Source organism: Pseudomonas sp. 5Vm1k, from assembly GCF_056161485.1.
In genome coordinates, this window is sequence record NZ_JBSPCZ010000001.1 from 730,794 (window position 1) to 746,342 (window position 15,549).

The following is a 15,549-nucleotide window of genomic DNA, read 5'->3' on the forward strand; positions in this document are numbered from 1 at the left end:
TGCGATTTAAAGAGCGGGAGTATACCCGATTCGTTGCTGCGCACGCCCCCTGGAGCCTTATGCCACGCTGCTTTTGGTGTTCCGAAGATCCGCTGTACATGGCTTATCACGATCAGGAGTGGGGCACGCCGCTACGCGATGCGCAGGGATTGTTCGAGTTGCTTTTGCTCGAAGGGTTCCAGGCCGGCCTCTCATGGATCACTGTGCTGCGTAAACGTGAGCGTTATCGCGAGGTGTTGTTCGGCTTCGACGTACAGCGCGTGGCGCAGATGAGCGACGCCGAAATCGATGAATTGATGCTCGACCCCGGGATCATCCGCAATCGCCTCAAACTCAACGCGGCCCGGCGCAATGCCCAGGCCTGGCTGGCGCTGGAGGACCCGGTGAAGTTTCTCTGGTCCTTCGTCGGCGACAAACCGGTGATCAATCATTTCAAGGATCGCAGCGAAGTGCCGGCGGTCACGCCGGTTGCCGTAGAGATGAGCAAAGGCCTGAAGAAGGCCGGTTTCACCTTCGTCGGCCCGACCATCTGTTATGCGCTGATGCAGGCCTCGGGCATGGTCATGGACCACACCCAGGATTGCGATCGCTACGCGACGCTGGCGAACGGCGGTTAGAATGGCCGCCTCGCACACAGCACAAGATCAGGAGTGACCTGTGGATAAGTTTAAAGGCGCCTTGCTGGTAGGCGCTCTGCGGCTGTTTGCCTTGCTTCCGTGGCGAGCAGTGCAAGCGGTGGGCTCGGCGATTGGCTGGGTCATGTGGAAAACCCCCAACCGTTCCCGCGACGTGGTGCGGATCAACCTGGCCAAGTGTTTCCCGGACATGGATGCCGCCGAACGCGAGCGTCTGGTGGGCCAGAGCCTGAAAGACATCGGCAAGTCCCTGACCGAAAGCGCCTGCGCCTGGATCTGGCCGGCCCAGCGTTCCATCGACCTGGTGCGCGAAGTCGAAGGCCTCGACGTGTTGAAGGATGCGCTGGCGTCCGGCAAAGGCGTGGTCGGCATCACCAGTCACCTGGGCAACTGGGAAGTGTTGAACCACTTCTATTGCAACCAGTGCAAACCGATCATTTTCTATCGTCCGCCGAAATTGAAGGCTGTGGATGATTTGCTGCGCAAGCAACGGGTGCAATTGGGCAACCGCGTGGCGGCCTCAACCAAGGAAGGCATCCTCAGTGTGATCAAGGAAGTGCGCAAAGGTGGTGCGGTGGGCATCCCCGCTGACCCGGAACCGGCCGAATCCGCCGGGATCTTCGTGCCGTTTTTTGCCACTCAGGCGCTGACCAGCAAATTCGTGCCGAACATGTTGGCGGGCGGCAAAGCAGTCGGTGTGTTCCTGCATGCCCTGCGGTTGCCGGATGGTTCAGGGTACAAAGTCATCCTCGAAGCCGCGCCGGAAGCCATGTACAGCACGGATACCGAGACGTCTTGCGCGGCGATGAGCAAAGTTGTGGAACGCTACGTCGGCGCGTATCCGAGCCAGTACATGTGGAGCATGAAGCGCTTCAAGAAGCGTCCACCGGGTGAAGAACGCTGGTACTGACATAAATGGCACGATCTGTGGATAACCTGCCCTTGTAGGTGCGAGGCTTGCCCGCGAAGAGGCCATTACATTCAACATTGATGCCGGATGTAATATCGCCTTCGCGGGCAAGCCTCGCTCCTACAGGTTCAGGTTATCCACAACACGTTCAGCAAGGGCGCAGAAGATGTCCGAACACCGCAAATCATTTCGCATCAAGATCAGCCACGAAAGCTTCGGTGAGTGTCTGGGGCAAACCCGTAACCTGTCGACGACGGGCGTCTACGTGAAACACCCGAGCCTGTCGGCTTTGCCCAAGGGCGCGGTGGTCTACGGTCAGGTGCAAGACTTACCCACAGGCGGCGCGCCGCGAGTGCGCATGGAAGTGGTGCTGGTGGATGCCGAAGGGATTGGCCTGCGTTATCTCTAATCAATGAGCCTGACGTTCAAGCTTCTTCAGAAACACCGTCATTTCCTTCTCCGCCTGCTTGTCGCCATGGGCGCGGGCGGCTTCCAGACCTCGCTCCCAGGCCTGCCGCGCGGCGGCAAAATCCGCCAGCGCCAGATGCGCCTTGCCCAGCAGTTTCCAGGCCGCCGAATACTTCGGATCGAATTCGACGCAGCGCTGGAAATGCTCGGCGGCCTTGGCGTTTTCCCCAAGATCCAGATAACCCTTGCCCAAGCCGAAGCGCAGCAATGAGTTATCCACACCCTTGGCGAGCATTTTTTCCAGGGATTCGATCATCAGTGGATTCCTTGTTGAGGTGTGTCAGGGGTTCATCTGATTCTGTGAGATTGCTTTCGCGAGCAAGCCCGCTCCCACAGTGGATATTCAGTGGCCACAGTTTTGTGTACGACCGAGATCCCCTGTGGGAGCGGGCTTGCTCGCGAAGAGGTCAGTCCAGTCAACGCAAATGCTGGATCAAAAGAAGCTCAACCCGACATGAAACAACTTCTCCACATCCCGAATATGCTTTTTATCCACAAGGAACAGAATCACATGATCCCCCGCCGCGATCACCGTATCGTCGTGGGCGATGATCACTTCTTCATCACGAATGATCGCGCCAATCGTGGTGCCCGGCGGCAAACCGATGTTCTCGATCGCCTTGCCAATCACCTTGCTCGACTTCGCATCGCCATGGGCAATCGCCTCGATGGCTTCCGCCGCGCCCCGGCGCAGTGAGTGCACGCTGACGATATCGCCGCGACGCACGTGGGCCAGCAGTGTGCCGATGGTCGCCAGTTGCGGGCTGATGGCGATGTCGATGTCGCCGCCCTGGATCAGGTCCACGTAAGCCGGGTTGTTGATGATCGTCATCACCTTCTTCGCGCCCAGGCGCTTGGCCAGCAACGACGACATGATGTTCGCTTCGTCATCGTTGGTCAGGGCCAGGAAGATATCCGCGTCGGCAATGTTCTCTTCCAGCAGCAAATCGCGGTCCGACGCGCTGCCCTGCAACACCACGGTGCTGTCGAGGGTGTCCGAGAGGTAGCGGCAGCGCGCCGGGTTCATCTCGATGATCTTCACTTGGTAACGGCTTTCGATGGCCTCGGCCAGACGTTCACCGATCTGCCCGCCGCCGGCAATGACGATGCGTTTGTAGGTTTCATCGAGACGGCGCATTTCGCTCATCACCGCGCGAATATTCGCTTTGGCGGCGATGAAAAACACCTCGTCGTCGGCCTCGATAACCGTATCGCCCTGGGGCAGGATCGGTCGGTCACGGCGAAAAATCGCCGCTACGCGGGTTTCGACATTCGGCATGTGTTCGCGCAACTGCCGCAGTTGCTGACCCACCAGCGGCCCGCCGTAATAAGCCTTCACCGCCACCAGTTGGGCTTTGCCTTCGGCGAAATCGATCACCTGCAAGGCGCCGGGGTGTTCGATCAGGCGCTTGATGTAGTTGGTGACCACTTGTTCCGGGCTGATCAGCACGTCCACCGGGATCGCGTCATTGTTGAACAGCCCGCCGCGCGTCAGGTACGCGGCTTCGCGAACCCGAGCGATCTTGGTCGGGGTGTGGAACAGGGTGTGGGCGACCTGGCAGGCGACCATGTTGGTTTCGTCGCTGTTGGTCACGGCGACCAGCATATCGGCATCGTCGGCGCCGGCCTGGCGCAGCACGGTCGGGAACGACGCGCGGCCCTGCACAGTGCGGATATCCAGCCGATCACCGAGGTCGCGCAGGCGTTCGCCATCGGTGTCGACCACGGTGATGTCGTTGGCTTCACTGGCCAAGTGTTCCGCCAGCGAACCGCCGACCTGCCCTGCGCCGAGGATGATGATTTTCATCCAGTCACTCCCTTGAAATCCGTTTAACCGCGCGCAGCGGCGATCTTTATCAGCTTGGCGTAGTAGAACCCGTCATGACCGCCTTGCTGGGCCAGCAATTGGCGACCATGGGGCTGCTTGATCCCGGCCGTGGTGGCGAGGTCCAGCTCACGGGCGCCCGGCGTGCGGGCGAGGAAGGCTTCGATGACTTCGGTGTTCTCGGTCGGCAATGTCGAGCAGGTGGCGTAAAGCAGAATCCCGCCGACCTCCAGAGTTATCCACATGGCGTCGAGCAGTTCGCCTTGCAGTACTGCGAGCGCGGCGATGTCGTCCGGTTGGCGCGTCAACTTGATGTCCGGGTGACGACGGATCACGCCGGTGGCCGAGCATGGCGCGTCCAGCAGGATGCGCTGGAACGGTTTGCCGTCCCACCAGGTCGCGGTGTCGCGGCCGTCGGCGGCGATCAGTTCAGCGCTCAGGCCCAGGCGCGCGAGGTTTTCCCGCACCCGCACCAGACGCTTGGCTTCCAGGTCCACCGCCACCACACCGGCCAACCCAGGCTCGGCTTCAAGGATGTGGCAGGTCTTGCCGCCCGGTGCACAGCAGGCGTCCAGCACGCGTTGGCCCGGCGCCAGGTCCAGCAAGTCGGCGGCCAGTTGCGCAGCTTCGTCCTGCACGCTGATCCAGCCTTCGGCAAAACCCGGCAGGCTGCGTACGTCGGCGGCAGCGTCGAGGATGATGCCGTCGCGGCTGTAAACGCATGGGTTGGCGGCGATGCCCGCGTCGCTCAGCAAGCCGAGATACGCGTCGCGGGTTTGATGGCGACGGTTGACCCGCAGAATCATCGGCGGATGCGCGTTGTTCGCCGCGCAAATGGCTTCCCACTGCTCAGGCCAGAACGCCTTCAGGGATTTTTGCAGCCAGCGCGGGTGGGCAGTGCGCACCACCGGGTCGTGCTCCAGCTCCGCCAGCAGCGCTTCGCTTTCCCGTTGGGCGCGGCGCAGCACGGCGTTGAGCAAGGCTTTGGCCCAGGGCTTTTTCAGCTTGTCGGCGCAACCGACGGTTTCGCCGATGGCGGCGTGGGCCGGGACGCGGGTGTAGAGCAGTTGATAGAGACCGACCAGCAACAACGCCTCGACATCGGCATCAGCGGCTTTGAACGGCTTCTGCAACAACTTCGCTGCCAGTGCCGACAAACGCGGCTGCCAACGCGCGGTGCCGAACGCCAGGTCTTGGGTGAAGCCGCGATCACGGTCTTCAACCTTGTCCATTTGTGTCGGCAATGAACTATTGAGCGAGGCTTTTCCGTTCAGGACTGCGGCAAGTGCCTTGGCGGCGGCCAGACGCGGGTTCATTGAGCGTCCGCCACTTGACCGAGCACAGTGCCGACGGCGAATTTCTCACGACGGCTGTTGAACAGGTCACTGAAGTTCAGCGCCTTGCCGCCGGGCAATTGCAGACGGGTCAGGCACAGTGCTTGCTCACCGCAAGCGACGATCAAGCCGTCTTTGCTGGCGCTGAGGATTTCCCCCGGTGCACCCTGCCCTTCGGCGAGGCTTGCGGCCAATACCTTCAGCGCTTCGCCGCTCAAGGTGCTGTGGGTGATTGGCCATGGGTTGAAGGCCCGGACCAGGCGTTCCAGCTCAACCGCCGGACGGCTCCAGTCGATGCGTGCTTCGTCTTTGTTCAATTTGTGCGCGTAAGTGGCGAGGCTGTCGTCCTGCACTTCGCCTTCCAGCGTGCCTGCGGCGAGGCCGGCAATCGCTTGAATCACGGCCGGCGGGCCCATTTCCGCCAGACGGTCGTGGAGGCTGCCGCCAGTGTCATCGCCGGTGATCGGCGTGATGACTTTCAACAGCATCGGCCCGGTGTCGAGGCCCAGTTCCATGCGCATCACGGTCACGCCGCTTTCGCTGTCGCCCGCTTCGACGGCGCGCTGGATCGGTGCCGCTCCGCGCCAACGTGGCAGCAACGAGGCGTGGCTGTTAATGCAACCCAGGCGCGGAATGTCCAGCACCACTTGCGGCAGGATCAGGCCGTAGGCGACCACCACCAGCAAATCTGGCTTCAGTGCGGCCAGTTCAGCCTGGGCATCTTCGTTGCGCAGGGTCGGCGGTTGCAGTACCGGGATGTCGTTTTCCAGAGCCAACTGCTTGACCGGGCTCGGCATCAGTTTTTGCCCGCGACCCGCCGGACGGTCCGGCTGGGTGTAGACCGCGACGATCTCGTAAGGGCTGTCGAGCAGGGCCTTGAGGTGTTCGGCGGCGAATTCCGGGGTGCCGGCAAAGACGATGCGCAGTGGCTCAGTCATGGAAGCTCTCAATTACAAAGCAGTCTGAAAAGAAAAAGGCTTGCCGCGGCAAGCCTTTGAAAGGAGGGCATCAAGCGTTCTGGCGATGGAGCTTTTCCAGTTTCTTCTTGATTCGGTCACGTTTGAGATTGGACAGGTAATCGACGAACAACTTGCCGTTGAGGTGGTCGCATTCGTGCTGGATGCACACGGCGAGCAGGCCTTCGGCGATCAGTTCGTAAGGTTGGCCGTCGCGGTCCAGGGCCTTGATCTTGACCTTCTGCGGGCGGTCGACGTTTTCGTAGAAGCCCGGCACCGAGAGGCAGCCTTCCTGATACTGCTCCATCTCGTCAGTCAGGGTTTCGAACTCGGGGTTGATGAACACCCGCGGTTCGCTGCGGTCTTCGGAGAGGTCCATCACGACGATACGTTTGTGCACGTTGACCTGGGTCGCGGCGAGGCCGATGCCTGGCGCTTCATACATTGTTTCAAACATATCATCGACCAACTGACGCACTTCGTCGTCCACTACGGCCACAGGTTTGGCGATAGTGCGCAGGCGCGAGTCGGGGAATTCGAGGATGTCTAAAATGGCCATAAGCTTAATTGCTGCACATGTGAGGTAAAGTCGGGTCGATGGCCTGGCGGGTCCGAAGATGCAGGCTACCGTTGTAAAACGTAGCTCCTTTCTTCGAGAAGAGCGAGGAGCGAGCCACGGGGGCTCTGGCGTTTTACGCGAACGCACATAATAAAGGGATTCACCGCATGAGGAAATCACTACTCGCCTTGCTCCTTCTGGCCTCGGCCGGTTTGGCGCACGGGCAAGTGCAACTCAAGGAAGGTTTTCCGCAGCAATACACGGTGGTAAGGGGGGACACACTTTGGGACATCTCCGGCAAATTCCTGCGTGAACCGTGGAAATGGCCCGAGCTGTGGCAGGTCAACCCGCAGATCCATAACCCCAATCTCATCTATCCGGGTGATTTGCTGACCCTGAGTTACGTCAACGGCCAGCCGCGCCTGACCCTCAATCGCGGCGAATCACGCGGCACCATCAAGCTTTCGCCACGAATCCGCAGCAGCCCGGTGGCCGATGCGATCCCGAGCATTCCGCTGCAATCGATCAACAGTTTTCTGCTGAGCAACCGCATCGTCGACAAGGTCGAGGACTTCGACAAAGCGCCCTACATCGTCGCCGGCGATGCCGAACGAGTGCTCAGTGGCACCGGTGACCGCATCTTCGCCCGTGGGCATTTCGACCCGAACCAGCCGGTTTACGGCATCTTCCGCCAAGGCAAGGTTTACACCGATCCGCAGAGCAAGGAGTTTCTGGGGATCAACGCCGACGACATTGGTGGCGGCGAAATTATCGCGACCGAAGGCGATGTCGCGACCCTGGCGCTGCAGCGCACCACCCAGGAAGTGCGCCTCGGCGACCGCTTGTTCAGCGGCGAAGAGCGGGCAATCAACTCGACGTTCATGCCTAGCGCGCCAAAAACCGAGATCAACGGCTTGATCATCGATGTGCCGCGCGGGGTCACGCAGATTGGCGCGATGGACGTGGTCACGCTGAACAAGGGACAACGGGACGGTTTGGCCGAAGGCAACGTGCTGGTGGTGATGAAAACCGGCGAAACCGTGCGCGACCGAGTCACCGGCCAACCGTTGAAAATCCCCGATGAGCGCGCCGGTTTGCTGATGGTTTTCCGCACCTACGACAAACTTAGTTACGGGTTAGTCCTCAACGCATCGCGCTCCTTGGCGGTACTGGATAAGGTGCGAAATCCTTAGCCTGCTCCACAAGTTACCAACAGAGTTATCCACAGCTTATTCCCGTTTGAACGGGGCTCATAACGATCAAGGATGATCCATGTCGCTCGCTGCTAATACGCCGGTTTCCCCCGCGGAACTGGAGGCTCGTTTACGTCTGCATCGCTTGCCCGAACTTGGACCTGCGCGATTTAAAAAACTGCTTGAAGCCTTTGGCTCAGCGTCAAAAGCCATCAGCGCGCCCGCCAGTGCCTGGCGTTCGTTGGGTTTGCCGGCAGCCAGTGCCGAGGCTCGACGCTCCAGTGAAATCCGCGACGGCGCGAGCCACGCACTGGCCTGGCTAGAGCGTCCGGGCCAGCATTTGCTGATGTGGGACCAGCCTGAGTACCCGGCATTGCTGGCGGAAATCAGCGATGCTCCGCCGCTGTTATTTGTCGCAGGGGATCCGGGCATCCTGGAAAAACCGCAACTGGCGATGGTCGGCAGTCGCCGTGCTTCGAGGCCGGGCATGGACACCGCCGCTGCGTTTTCCCGCAGCCTGGCCGGTGCCGGATTCGTCATTACCAGCGGTCTGGCCCTGGGCATCGATGCCGCCGCGCATCAGGCGGCTTTAGACGTGGGCGGCCAAACGGTCGGGGTACTTGGCACGGGACTTGAAAAGTTTTATCCACAGCGCAACCGACGGCTGGCGGACGCCATGATTGACTCGGGCAGCGCAGTGCTTTCGGAGTTCCCGCTGGACGCCGGCCCGACCGCAAGCAACTTCCCCCGGCGCAACCGGATCATCAGCGGTCTGTCCCTCGGCGTATTGGTGGTCGAGGCCAGTGTTGCCAGCGGCTCGCTGATTACCGCCAGGCTCGCGGCGGAGCAAGGTCGCGAGGTTTATGCGATTCCCGGATCGATTCATCATCCCGGCGCCAAGGGCTGTCATCAACTGATCCGCGACGGCGCGATGCTGGTGGAAACCATCGAGCACATCCTCGAAGCCTTGCGCGGCTGGCAGCAGTTGCCGTTATCAATAGCCGCACCGCAGGCGACCCATCCGTTGCTGATGTTGCTGCACGCGGCGCCCCACACCAGCGAAGCATTGGCACACAGCAGCGGCTGGGCCTTGCCCAAAGTGCTGGCGGCGTTGACGGAACTGGAAATGGACGGCCGGGCGGTGTGCGAAAGCGGACGCTGGTTTGCGCGGGTGAGCTAGGTTTTATAAGGAAGATCGGTAAACTGCGCAGAGCCTTATTCCGGAGAGTTTTTCATGGTCAACAGCTGGCGGGTGCAACAAGCCGCACAAGCAATTCGCGCAGGAGCGGTGATTGCCTACCCAACCGAAGCCGTCTGGGGCCTGGGTTGCGACCCGTGGGACGAAGAGGCAGTGGATCGTCTGCTGATGCTCAAGGGCCGGTCAGTGGATAAGGGACTGATTCTGGTGGCCGACAACATTCGCCAGTTCGACTTCCTCTTCGAGGATTTCCCGGAACTGTGGATGGACCGTATGGCCAGCACCTGGCCAGGGCCGAATACGTGGTTGGTGCCACACCAGAACCAGTTGCCGCAATGGATTACCGGCGTGCATGAAACCGTGGCGCTGCGGGTCAGCGATCACCCGCTGGTGCGGGATTTGTGTGCATTGGTCGGGCCGTTGGTGTCCACCTCCGCCAACCCACAGGGCCGGCCGGCGGCGCGCACACGGATTCGCATCGAGCAGTATTTCCGCGGGCAGCTTGATCTGGTGCTGGGCGGCAATCTGGGCGGGCGCAAGAACCCGAGCGTGATTCGGGATCTGGCGACCGGGCATGTGGTGCGCCAAGGCTGATACAGCGTCATCGTTGTTCGCGGGCAAGCCTCGCTCCTACAGGTTGTAGGAGCGAGCCTGCTCGCGAAGGGTCCGTCAAGGCAACAAAACAGTCGAACCCGTCGTACGCCGCGCCGACAACTCGGTCTGCGCCTTGGCCGCCTCAGCCAACGGATACGTGTGGCTGATATCCACCGTCAACTTGCCACTGATGATCATCTCGAACAGCTCATCCGCCATGCGCTGCAAGTTCTCGGCGTTGTTGGCATAGGTCGCCAGGGTCGGCCGGGTCACGTACAGCGAACCCTTAGCCGACAAAATCCCCAGGTTCACCCCGTCCACGGCGCCCGACGCATTGCCGAAGCTCACCACCAAACCGCGCGGCGACACGCTATCGAGCGAAGTCAGCCAAGTGTCCTTGCCCACGCCGTCGTACACCACCGGGACTTTCTTCCCGTCAGTCAATTCCAGTACCCGTTGTGCGACGTTTTCATGGCTGTAATCGATGGTCGCCCAGGCGCCGTTGGCCTTGGCCAGGGCAGCTTTTTCCGCTGAACTGACCGTACCGATCAGCTTCACGCCCAGTGCCTTGGCCCACTGGCAAGCCAGGGAACCGACACCGCCAGCCGCGGCGTGGAACAAGATGGTTTCGCCACCCTTGAGTTCGTAGGTCTGACGCAACAGGTACTGCACGGTGAGGCCCTTGAGCATCACACCGGCGGCCTGTTCGAAACTGATGGCGTCCGGCAGCAGCACCAGATTGGCTTCCGGCAAGACGTGAACCTGGCTGTAGGCGCCCAACGGGCCGCTGCCATAAGCCACGCGATCGCCGACCTTGAAGCGGGTGACGTCGCTACCCACGGCTTCAACGATACCGGCGCCTTCAGAGCCCAGGCCCGACGGCAATGCCGGCGGCGGATAGAGGCCGCTGCGGAAATAGGTATCGATGAAGTTCAGGCCGATGGCCTTGTTGGTGACGCGCACTTGCTGCGGGCCGGGCTCGGCGGGTTGGTAATCGACATACTCGAGCACTTCGGGGCCGCCATGGGCGCGGAATTGAATACGCTTTGCCATCAGAACTCTCCTTAGGTCGCATTACGAAGCTCCCTATCGGACTCCTATGCTTGATCTTCGTCAACTGCGGCAGGTGTATCTGCGATGTTATGCTACGCGCCCATTTGCGCCGGCCCCCGCTCCAATGGAGCGCCGCGTAGTTTTGCCCGATTCAAGGTGATGACATGACGACCCGCACCGAGGCCGTAAAAGCCTACCTGCTCGACCTGCAAGACCGCATTTGCGCCGCCCTGGAAACCGAGGACGGTGGCACGCGCTTCGTCGAAGACGCCTGGGAGCGCCCTGCCGGCGGTGGCGGTCGCACCCGGGTAATCGAAAACGGCACGGTGATCGAAAAGGGCGGCGTTAACTTTTCCCACGTCTTCGGCAGCGGTCTCCCACCGTCCGCCAGTGCTCATCGGCCGGAACTGGCCGGGCGTGGCTTCGAAGCGCTGGGCGTGTCGCTGGTGATTCACCCGCACAATCCGCATGTGCCGACGTCCCACGCCAACGTGCGCTTTTTCATCGCTGAAAAAGAAGGTGAAGAACCGGTCTGGTGGTTTGGCGGCGGCTTCGACCTGACCCCTTATTACGGCAACGAAGAAGATTGCGTGCATTGGCACCGCGTCGCCGAACAGGCGTGTGCGCCGTTCGGCCCGGACGTTTATCCACGCTACAAGGCCTGGTGCGACAGCTACTTCCACATCAAGCATCGCCATGAGCCTCGGGGCATCGGTGGTCTGTTTTTCGATGACTTGAACGAGTGGGACTTCGACACCAGTTTCGCCTTCATGCGCGCCATTGGTGATGCGTTCATCGACGCCTACCTGCCGATCGTGCAGCGTCGCAAGAACGATGCGTTCACCGCCAAACAGCGAGAGTTCCAGGAATTTCGCCGTGGCCGTTACGTCGAGTTCAACCTGGTCTACGACCGTGGCACGTTGTTCGGCCTGCAATCGGGCGGGCGTACCGAATCGATCCTCATGTCCCTGCCGCCACAAGTGCGCTGGGGCTATGACTGGAAAGCCGAGCCGGGCAGCGAAGAAGCGCGCCTGACTGAGTACTTCCTGCAAGATCGCGATTGGTTGGCCAAGGGCTGAGTTCCGAGTTGTCGAGGCTGGCGCCAAGATCGTCCGATCGCGGCCCGAGCCTGCGGCAACTCCTACAGGTGAGGTGTGTTGATGGATCGTTACGTCGTATTCGGTAACCCGATTGGCCACAGCAAGTCGCCGCTGATCCATCGTCTGTTTGCCGAGCAGACTGCGCAGCATTTGGACTACAGCACTTCGCTGGCACCCCTCGATGACTTTTCCGAGTTTGCCCGGGCATTTTTCGTTGAAGGTCGCGGGGCGAATGTCACGGTGCCGTTCAAGGAAGACGCCTATCGCCTGGCCGACAGCCTGACGCCGCGCGCGCAGCGGGCCGGTGCGGTCAACACCTTGAGCAAACTGGCCGACGGCACGTTGTTGGGCGACAACACCGACGGCGCCGGGCTGGTGCGGGACCTGACGGTCAATGCCAATTTCAGTCTCAAGGGCAAACGCATCCTGCTACTCGGTGCCGGTGGTGCCGTGCGTGGTGCCCTGGAGCCGTTACTGGCTGAACAACCGGCGTCGCTGATCATCGCCAATCGCACGGTGGAAAAAGCCGAATTGCTGGCGCAACTGTTTGCCGATCTGGGGCCGGTGTCCGCCAGTGGCTTCGATTGGTTGCAGGAGCCGGTGGACCTGATCATCAACGCGACGTCCGCCAGCCTGTCAGGCGATGTACCGCCGATTGCCGGAAGTTTGATCGAACCGGGCAGGACGTTGTGCTACGACATGATGTACGGCAAGGAACCGACTTCGTTCTGCCGCTGGGCCAGCGAACACGGCGCGGCGGTGGTGATGGATGGGTTGGGGATGCTCGCGGAACAAGCGGCAGAAGCGTTCTTCCTGTGGCGCGGCGTGCGCCCCGACACGGCGCCAGTGTTGGCCGAACTGCGTCGCCAGCTCGCGCTGTAAGCTTTTTGTGGCAAGGGGGCTTGCTGTGGCGAGGGGGCTTGCCCCCGTTGGGCTGCGCAGCAGCCCCCCAAGATTTGTCTGACACACCTCGGTTGCCGGGTTTACGACCGCTTCGCGGCCGAACGGGGGCAAGCCCCCTCGCCACAGGTTATGCGGTTGTCATAACCATGGTGTTTCAATCTTCAAACCGGATCGGGCATTTTTCGGCCCCTTCCAGCTTGCGCAACTCCTCCACCACCGGCGGCCTCGCCCCACGCAAGGTCAGGCTGCGATTCTGGCGCATTAGCCGCCGCGCTTCCTGATGCAGCATCTCCACGCCCGAATAGTCGATGAAGTTGATCTGTTGCGCCTCGATCACCACCCGCGCGCCGTGCATCCGTTGCAGGCGCACTTGCAGGTAATGGCTGGCACCAAAAAAGATCGAGCCGCCGACCCGCAGAATGTCTTCATCACCATCGCGCCAATGCTGCACTCGCGGTTGCGAGGTGCGCTTGAGGTAGAAGAACAGCGACGCCAGCACTCCGGCGTAGATCGCGGTCTGCAATTCCAGCAACAGCGTGGCGACACAGGTCAGGGCCATGACCGCGAATTCGGCGCGGCTGACCCGCAGCAACGCGCGAATGCCGCGATGGTCCACCAACCCCCAGGCGATCAATAGAATGCTGCCGGCCATGGCCGGGATCGGAATGTGCGCGATCAATCCGGCGCCGAAGATCGCGAACAGCGCCACCCACAATGCCGAGAACACCCCGGCCAGCGGCGAACAGGCGCCCGCTTCGTAGCTAAGTCCCGAACGGGTGAAAGAACCGGCCGAAAGTGATCCGGAAAAAAACGCCCCGACCATGTTAGATAAACCCTGGGCGCGGACTTCCTGATTGGCGTCGAGCAACTGCTGCGAACGGGCCGACAAGGAGCGAGCAATCGACAGACTGGTAACGAGTCCGAGCATGCCGACCGCCACCGCACTAGGAAGCAAACGCAGGATCAGTTCCAGATCCAGCGGCAGCGCGCTGAAGGGTGGCAATCGTCCGAAAAACGCGCTGACCAATTTCACATGGTCAAACATCGAGGGCCAAAGCCAGACCAGCAAACCGCTCAGCACCAGGGTGATCAACAGCGTCGGCCAGCGGGGCAGCAGCAGTTTCAGGACGACACCGACCACCACCGTGGCCAGGCCCAGCATCAGCGACGGTTTATCCACAGCCCCGAGGTGAGTGAGCAAGGTCAACAGGCTGTTAAGCGCCGTGGCCTGATTGGGCAGGTCCAGCCCCAGCAGGTTCGGCATCTGCCCGATGGCGATCACCACGGCGGCACCGAGGGTGAAACCCAGCACCACCGAGTGCGAGACGAAATTCACCAGTGCACCGAAACGCAGCATGCCCAACAACCACTGGAAAATGCCGGCAAGCAGCGTAAGAAGCAGGATCAGCGTGATGTAGTCCTGGGTCGCCGGCACGGCCAGAGGGCTGACACTGGCGTACAGGACAATGGAAATGGCCGCCGTAGGACCGCAGATCAAATGCCACGACGAACCCCACAGACAGGCGATCAGCACCGGGATGATCGCGGCGTACAAGCCGTATTCCGGTGGGAGACCGGCAATCAACGCGTAGGCAATGGACTGCGGCAGCGCGAGAATCGCGCCGCTGAGCCCGACGATCAAATCGCGGCCGACACTGGCGCGGGTCTGGCGCGGCAGCCAGGTCAGAAAAGGAAAGAGTGAATGGCGGCTGGGGAAGGCCATGGGTCCTCTCGGGTGGGAATTTGCGCAAAGGGTAACAGCACCAGACTCTGTAGGAGCGAGGCTTGCCCGCGAAGGCGTCCTCAAATGCGCCAAAAGCTTCGCGGGCAAGCCTCGCTCCTACAGGGTCAGGTTGATCAATCCCACGAGTAGCATGGGAACGATCAGCGGTGGTGGGTTAAAGCTTGGCCTTCACCGCCCCCAATGCATCCTTACCATCCACGGTCTTCACGCCATCCAGCCATTTATCCAGCACCGCCGGATTGGCCTTGATCCACGCCTTCACCGCATCGGCATTGCTGACTTTCTTGTTAACCACCTCGGCCATGATGCTGTTCTCCATTTCCTGGGTGAAACTCAGGTTGGTGAGCAGCTTGCCGACGTTCGGGCAGGCCTGTGCATAACCTTTGCGGGTCAGTGTATAAACCGCGCCGGTGTCGCCGAAGTACTTCTCGCCGCCCTTCAGGTAATGCATTTTCAGCTGCACGTTCATCGGGTGCGGGGTCCAGCCGAGGAAGGTCACGAACTTCTGTTTTTTCACCGCGCGAGACACTTCGGCCAGCATCGCCTGTTCGCTGGACTCGATCAGCTTCCATTGGCCCAGTTCGAAGTCGTTCTTCTTGATGATGTCCTGCAGCGAAATGTTCGCCGGGGCGCCGGAGCCGATGCCGTAGATCTTCTTGTCGAACTTGTCGGCGTATTTGTTCAGGTCGGCAAAGTTATGCACACCCGCGTCCCACACATAATCCGGGACTGCCAGGGTGAACTCGGTGCCATCCAGGTTCTTCGCCAATTGCGTGACATCGCCATTGGCCACGAACTTGTCGTAGAAGCCTTGCTGCGCCGGCATCCAGTTACCCAAAAACACATCGACCTGGCCGTCCTTCAAACCACCAAAGGTGATCGGCACCGCGAGGGTGTCGACTTTGGCCTTGTAGCCCATGCCGTCCAGCAGAAATCCGGTGATGGCGTTGGTCGCGGCGATGTCGCTCCATCCCGGATCGGCCATTTTCACCGTCTCGCAGCTCTGATCGGCGTAAACCGATGCACTGCCCAGAGCCAGAAGCCCGACCGTCAGTACTGTGGATAACCTTTGCATGG

Annotated in this window: 16 protein-coding genes; 8 read left to right on the top strand and 8 right to left on the bottom strand. The window is 61.0% G+C overall.

Features of this window, described 5'->3' with window-relative positions; all coding sequences use genetic code 11:
• The first annotated feature begins 59 nt into the window (after positions 1-59).
• From tag to ACWIKB_RS03315, 3 genes are all read left to right on the top strand, one after another.
• Positions 60-617, top strand: a complete 558-nt coding sequence (gene tag / locus ACWIKB_RS03305; RefSeq protein WP_475265294.1) for a DNA-3-methyladenine glycosylase I — start codon at positions 60-62, stop codon at positions 615-617.
• Positions 618-657: 40 nt separating this feature from the next.
• Positions 658-1,545, top strand: a complete 888-nt coding sequence (locus ACWIKB_RS03310; protein WP_475265295.1) for a lysophospholipid acyltransferase — start codon at positions 658-660, stop codon at positions 1,543-1,545.
• 166 nt (positions 1,546-1,711) lie between these two features.
• Entirely contained in the window at positions 1,712-1,954 is a 243-nt protein-coding gene (locus tag ACWIKB_RS03315) for a PilZ domain-containing protein (protein ID WP_475265296.1), read from the top strand.
• Here the strand turns inward: ACWIKB_RS03315 and ACWIKB_RS03320 are convergent, their stop codons facing one another.
• From ACWIKB_RS03320 to def, 5 genes are all read right to left on the bottom strand, one after another.
• Positions 1,955-2,272 (bottom strand): tetratricopeptide repeat protein, encoded by a 318-nt coding sequence (locus tag ACWIKB_RS03320; protein ID WP_475265396.1) that lies wholly within the window; start codon positions 2,270-2,272, stop codon positions 1,955-1,957.
• Positions 2,273-2,446: 174 nt separating this feature from the next.
• Complete coding sequence (gene trkA, locus ACWIKB_RS03325) at positions 2,447-3,820, bottom strand: Trk system potassium transporter TrkA (RefSeq protein ID WP_475265297.1); 1,374 nt, start codon at positions 3,818-3,820, stop codon at positions 2,447-2,449.
• Positions 3,821-3,843: 23 nt separating this feature from the next.
• Positions 3,844-5,154, bottom strand: a complete 1,311-nt coding sequence (gene rsmB / locus ACWIKB_RS03330) for a 16S rRNA (cytosine(967)-C(5))-methyltransferase RsmB (protein ID WP_475265298.1) — start codon at positions 5,152-5,154, stop codon at positions 3,844-3,846.
• On the bottom strand, positions 5,151-6,110 hold the full coding sequence (gene fmt, locus ACWIKB_RS03335) for a methionyl-tRNA formyltransferase (RefSeq protein WP_475265299.1): 960 nt from the start codon (positions 6,108-6,110) through the stop codon (positions 5,151-5,153). Before fmt ends, rsmB begins: the two co-directional genes overlap by 4 nt.
• 70 nt (positions 6,111-6,180) lie before the next feature.
• The gene (gene def, locus ACWIKB_RS03340) at positions 6,181-6,687 is read right to left on the bottom strand and encodes a peptide deformylase (RefSeq protein ID WP_046056612.1); all 507 of its coding nucleotides are present in this window, start codon (positions 6,685-6,687) and stop codon (positions 6,181-6,183) included.
• Positions 6,688-6,854: 167 nt separating this feature from the next.
• Here def and ACWIKB_RS03345 point away from each other — a divergent pair, with 167 nt between their 5' ends.
• The 3 genes from ACWIKB_RS03345 (at position 6,855) to tsaC (ending at position 9,672) form a co-directional block, all read left to right on the top strand.
• Complete coding sequence (locus ACWIKB_RS03345) at positions 6,855-7,880, top strand: LysM peptidoglycan-binding domain-containing protein (RefSeq protein WP_475265300.1); 1,026 nt, start codon at positions 6,855-6,857, stop codon at positions 7,878-7,880.
• Between the two features lie 79 nt (positions 7,881-7,959).
• A complete protein-coding gene (gene dprA, locus ACWIKB_RS03350; protein ID WP_475265301.1) occupies positions 7,960-9,060 on the top strand; it encodes a DNA-processing protein DprA in 1,101 nt (366 codons plus the stop codon).
• A 54-nt stretch (positions 9,061-9,114) separates the two neighbouring features.
• Positions 9,115-9,672: an L-threonylcarbamoyladenylate synthase type 1 TsaC gene (gene tsaC, locus ACWIKB_RS03355; protein ID WP_475265302.1), complete on the top strand. Its 558-nt coding sequence runs from the start codon at positions 9,115-9,117 to the stop codon at positions 9,670-9,672.
• 75 nt (positions 9,673-9,747) lie between these two features.
• Here tsaC and ACWIKB_RS03360 read toward each other — a convergent pair whose 3' ends face one another.
• Positions 9,748-10,725 (bottom strand): NADPH:quinone reductase, encoded by a 978-nt coding sequence (locus tag ACWIKB_RS03360; protein ID WP_475265303.1) that lies wholly within the window; start codon positions 10,723-10,725, stop codon positions 9,748-9,750.
• A 164-nt stretch (positions 10,726-10,889) separates the two neighbouring features.
• On the opposite strand from ACWIKB_RS03360, the gene hemF reads away from it, so the two are divergent.
• Together hemF and aroE are read left to right on the top strand one after the other, a co-directional pair.
• Complete coding sequence (gene hemF / locus ACWIKB_RS03365; RefSeq protein WP_475265304.1) at positions 10,890-11,804, top strand: oxygen-dependent coproporphyrinogen oxidase; 915 nt, start codon at positions 10,890-10,892, stop codon at positions 11,802-11,804.
• A gap of 81 nt (positions 11,805-11,885) precedes the next feature.
• Positions 11,886-12,707 carry a shikimate dehydrogenase gene (aroE, locus tag ACWIKB_RS03370; RefSeq protein WP_475265305.1) on the top strand — a complete coding sequence of 274 codons (822 nt, stop codon included), beginning with the start codon at positions 11,886-11,888 and terminating at the stop codon, positions 12,705-12,707.
• Positions 12,708-12,882: 175 nt separating this feature from the next.
• Here aroE and ACWIKB_RS03375 read toward each other — a convergent pair whose 3' ends face one another.
• Together ACWIKB_RS03375 and choX are read right to left on the bottom strand one after the other, a co-directional pair.
• A complete protein-coding gene (locus tag ACWIKB_RS03375) occupies positions 12,883-14,451 on the bottom strand; it encodes a SulP family inorganic anion transporter (protein WP_475265306.1) in 1,569 nt (522 codons plus the stop codon).
• 175 nt (positions 14,452-14,626) lie between these two features.
• The gene (gene choX, locus ACWIKB_RS03380; protein ID WP_475265307.1) at positions 14,627-15,547 is read right to left on the bottom strand and encodes a choline ABC transporter substrate-binding protein; all 921 of its coding nucleotides are present in this window, start codon (positions 15,545-15,547) and stop codon (positions 14,627-14,629) included.
• Between the last annotated feature and the right edge of the window lie 2 nt (positions 15,548-15,549).

What these genes read in the sequence shown, in the direction of transcription:
- fmt (WP_475265299.1), bottom strand. Translation starts at nt 6,110, where the DNA reads ATGACTGAGCCACTGCGCATCGTCTTTGCCGGCACCCCGGAATTCGCC.
- ACWIKB_RS03360 (WP_475265303.1), bottom strand. Translation starts at nt 10,725, where the DNA reads ATGGCAAAGCGTATTCAATTCCGCGCCCATGGCGGCCCCGAAGTGCTC.
- trkA (WP_475265297.1), bottom strand. Translation starts at nt 3,820, where the DNA reads ATGAAAATCATCATCCTCGGCGCAGGGCAGGTCGGCGGTTCGCTGGCG.
- hemF (WP_475265304.1), top strand. Translation starts at nt 10,890, where the DNA reads ATGACGACCCGCACCGAGGCCGTAAAAGCCTACCTGCTCGACCTGCAA.
- tag (WP_475265294.1), top strand. Translation starts at nt 60, where the DNA reads ATGCCACGCTGCTTTTGGTGTTCCGAAGATCCGCTGTACATGGCTTAT.
- def (WP_046056612.1), bottom strand. Translation starts at nt 6,687, where the DNA reads ATGGCCATTTTAGACATCCTCGAATTCCCCGACTCGCGCCTGCGCACT.
- aroE (WP_475265305.1), top strand. Translation starts at nt 11,886, where the DNA reads ATGGATCGTTACGTCGTATTCGGTAACCCGATTGGCCACAGCAAGTCG.
- rsmB (WP_475265298.1), bottom strand. Translation starts at nt 5,154, where the DNA reads ATGAACCCGCGTCTGGCCGCCGCCAAGGCACTTGCCGCAGTCCTGAAC.
- ACWIKB_RS03345 (WP_475265300.1), top strand. Translation starts at nt 6,855, where the DNA reads ATGAGGAAATCACTACTCGCCTTGCTCCTTCTGGCCTCGGCCGGTTTG.
- ACWIKB_RS03315 (WP_475265296.1), top strand. Translation starts at nt 1,712, where the DNA reads ATGTCCGAACACCGCAAATCATTTCGCATCAAGATCAGCCACGAAAGC.
- ACWIKB_RS03375 (WP_475265306.1), bottom strand. Translation starts at nt 14,451, where the DNA reads ATGGCCTTCCCCAGCCGCCATTCACTCTTTCCTTTTCTGACCTGGCTG.
- dprA (WP_475265301.1), top strand. Translation starts at nt 7,960, where the DNA reads ATGTCGCTCGCTGCTAATACGCCGGTTTCCCCCGCGGAACTGGAGGCT.
- tsaC (WP_475265302.1), top strand. Translation starts at nt 9,115, where the DNA reads ATGGTCAACAGCTGGCGGGTGCAACAAGCCGCACAAGCAATTCGCGCA.
- choX (WP_475265307.1), bottom strand. Translation starts at nt 15,547, where the DNA reads ATGCAAAGGTTATCCACAGTACTGACGGTCGGGCTTCTGGCTCTGGGC.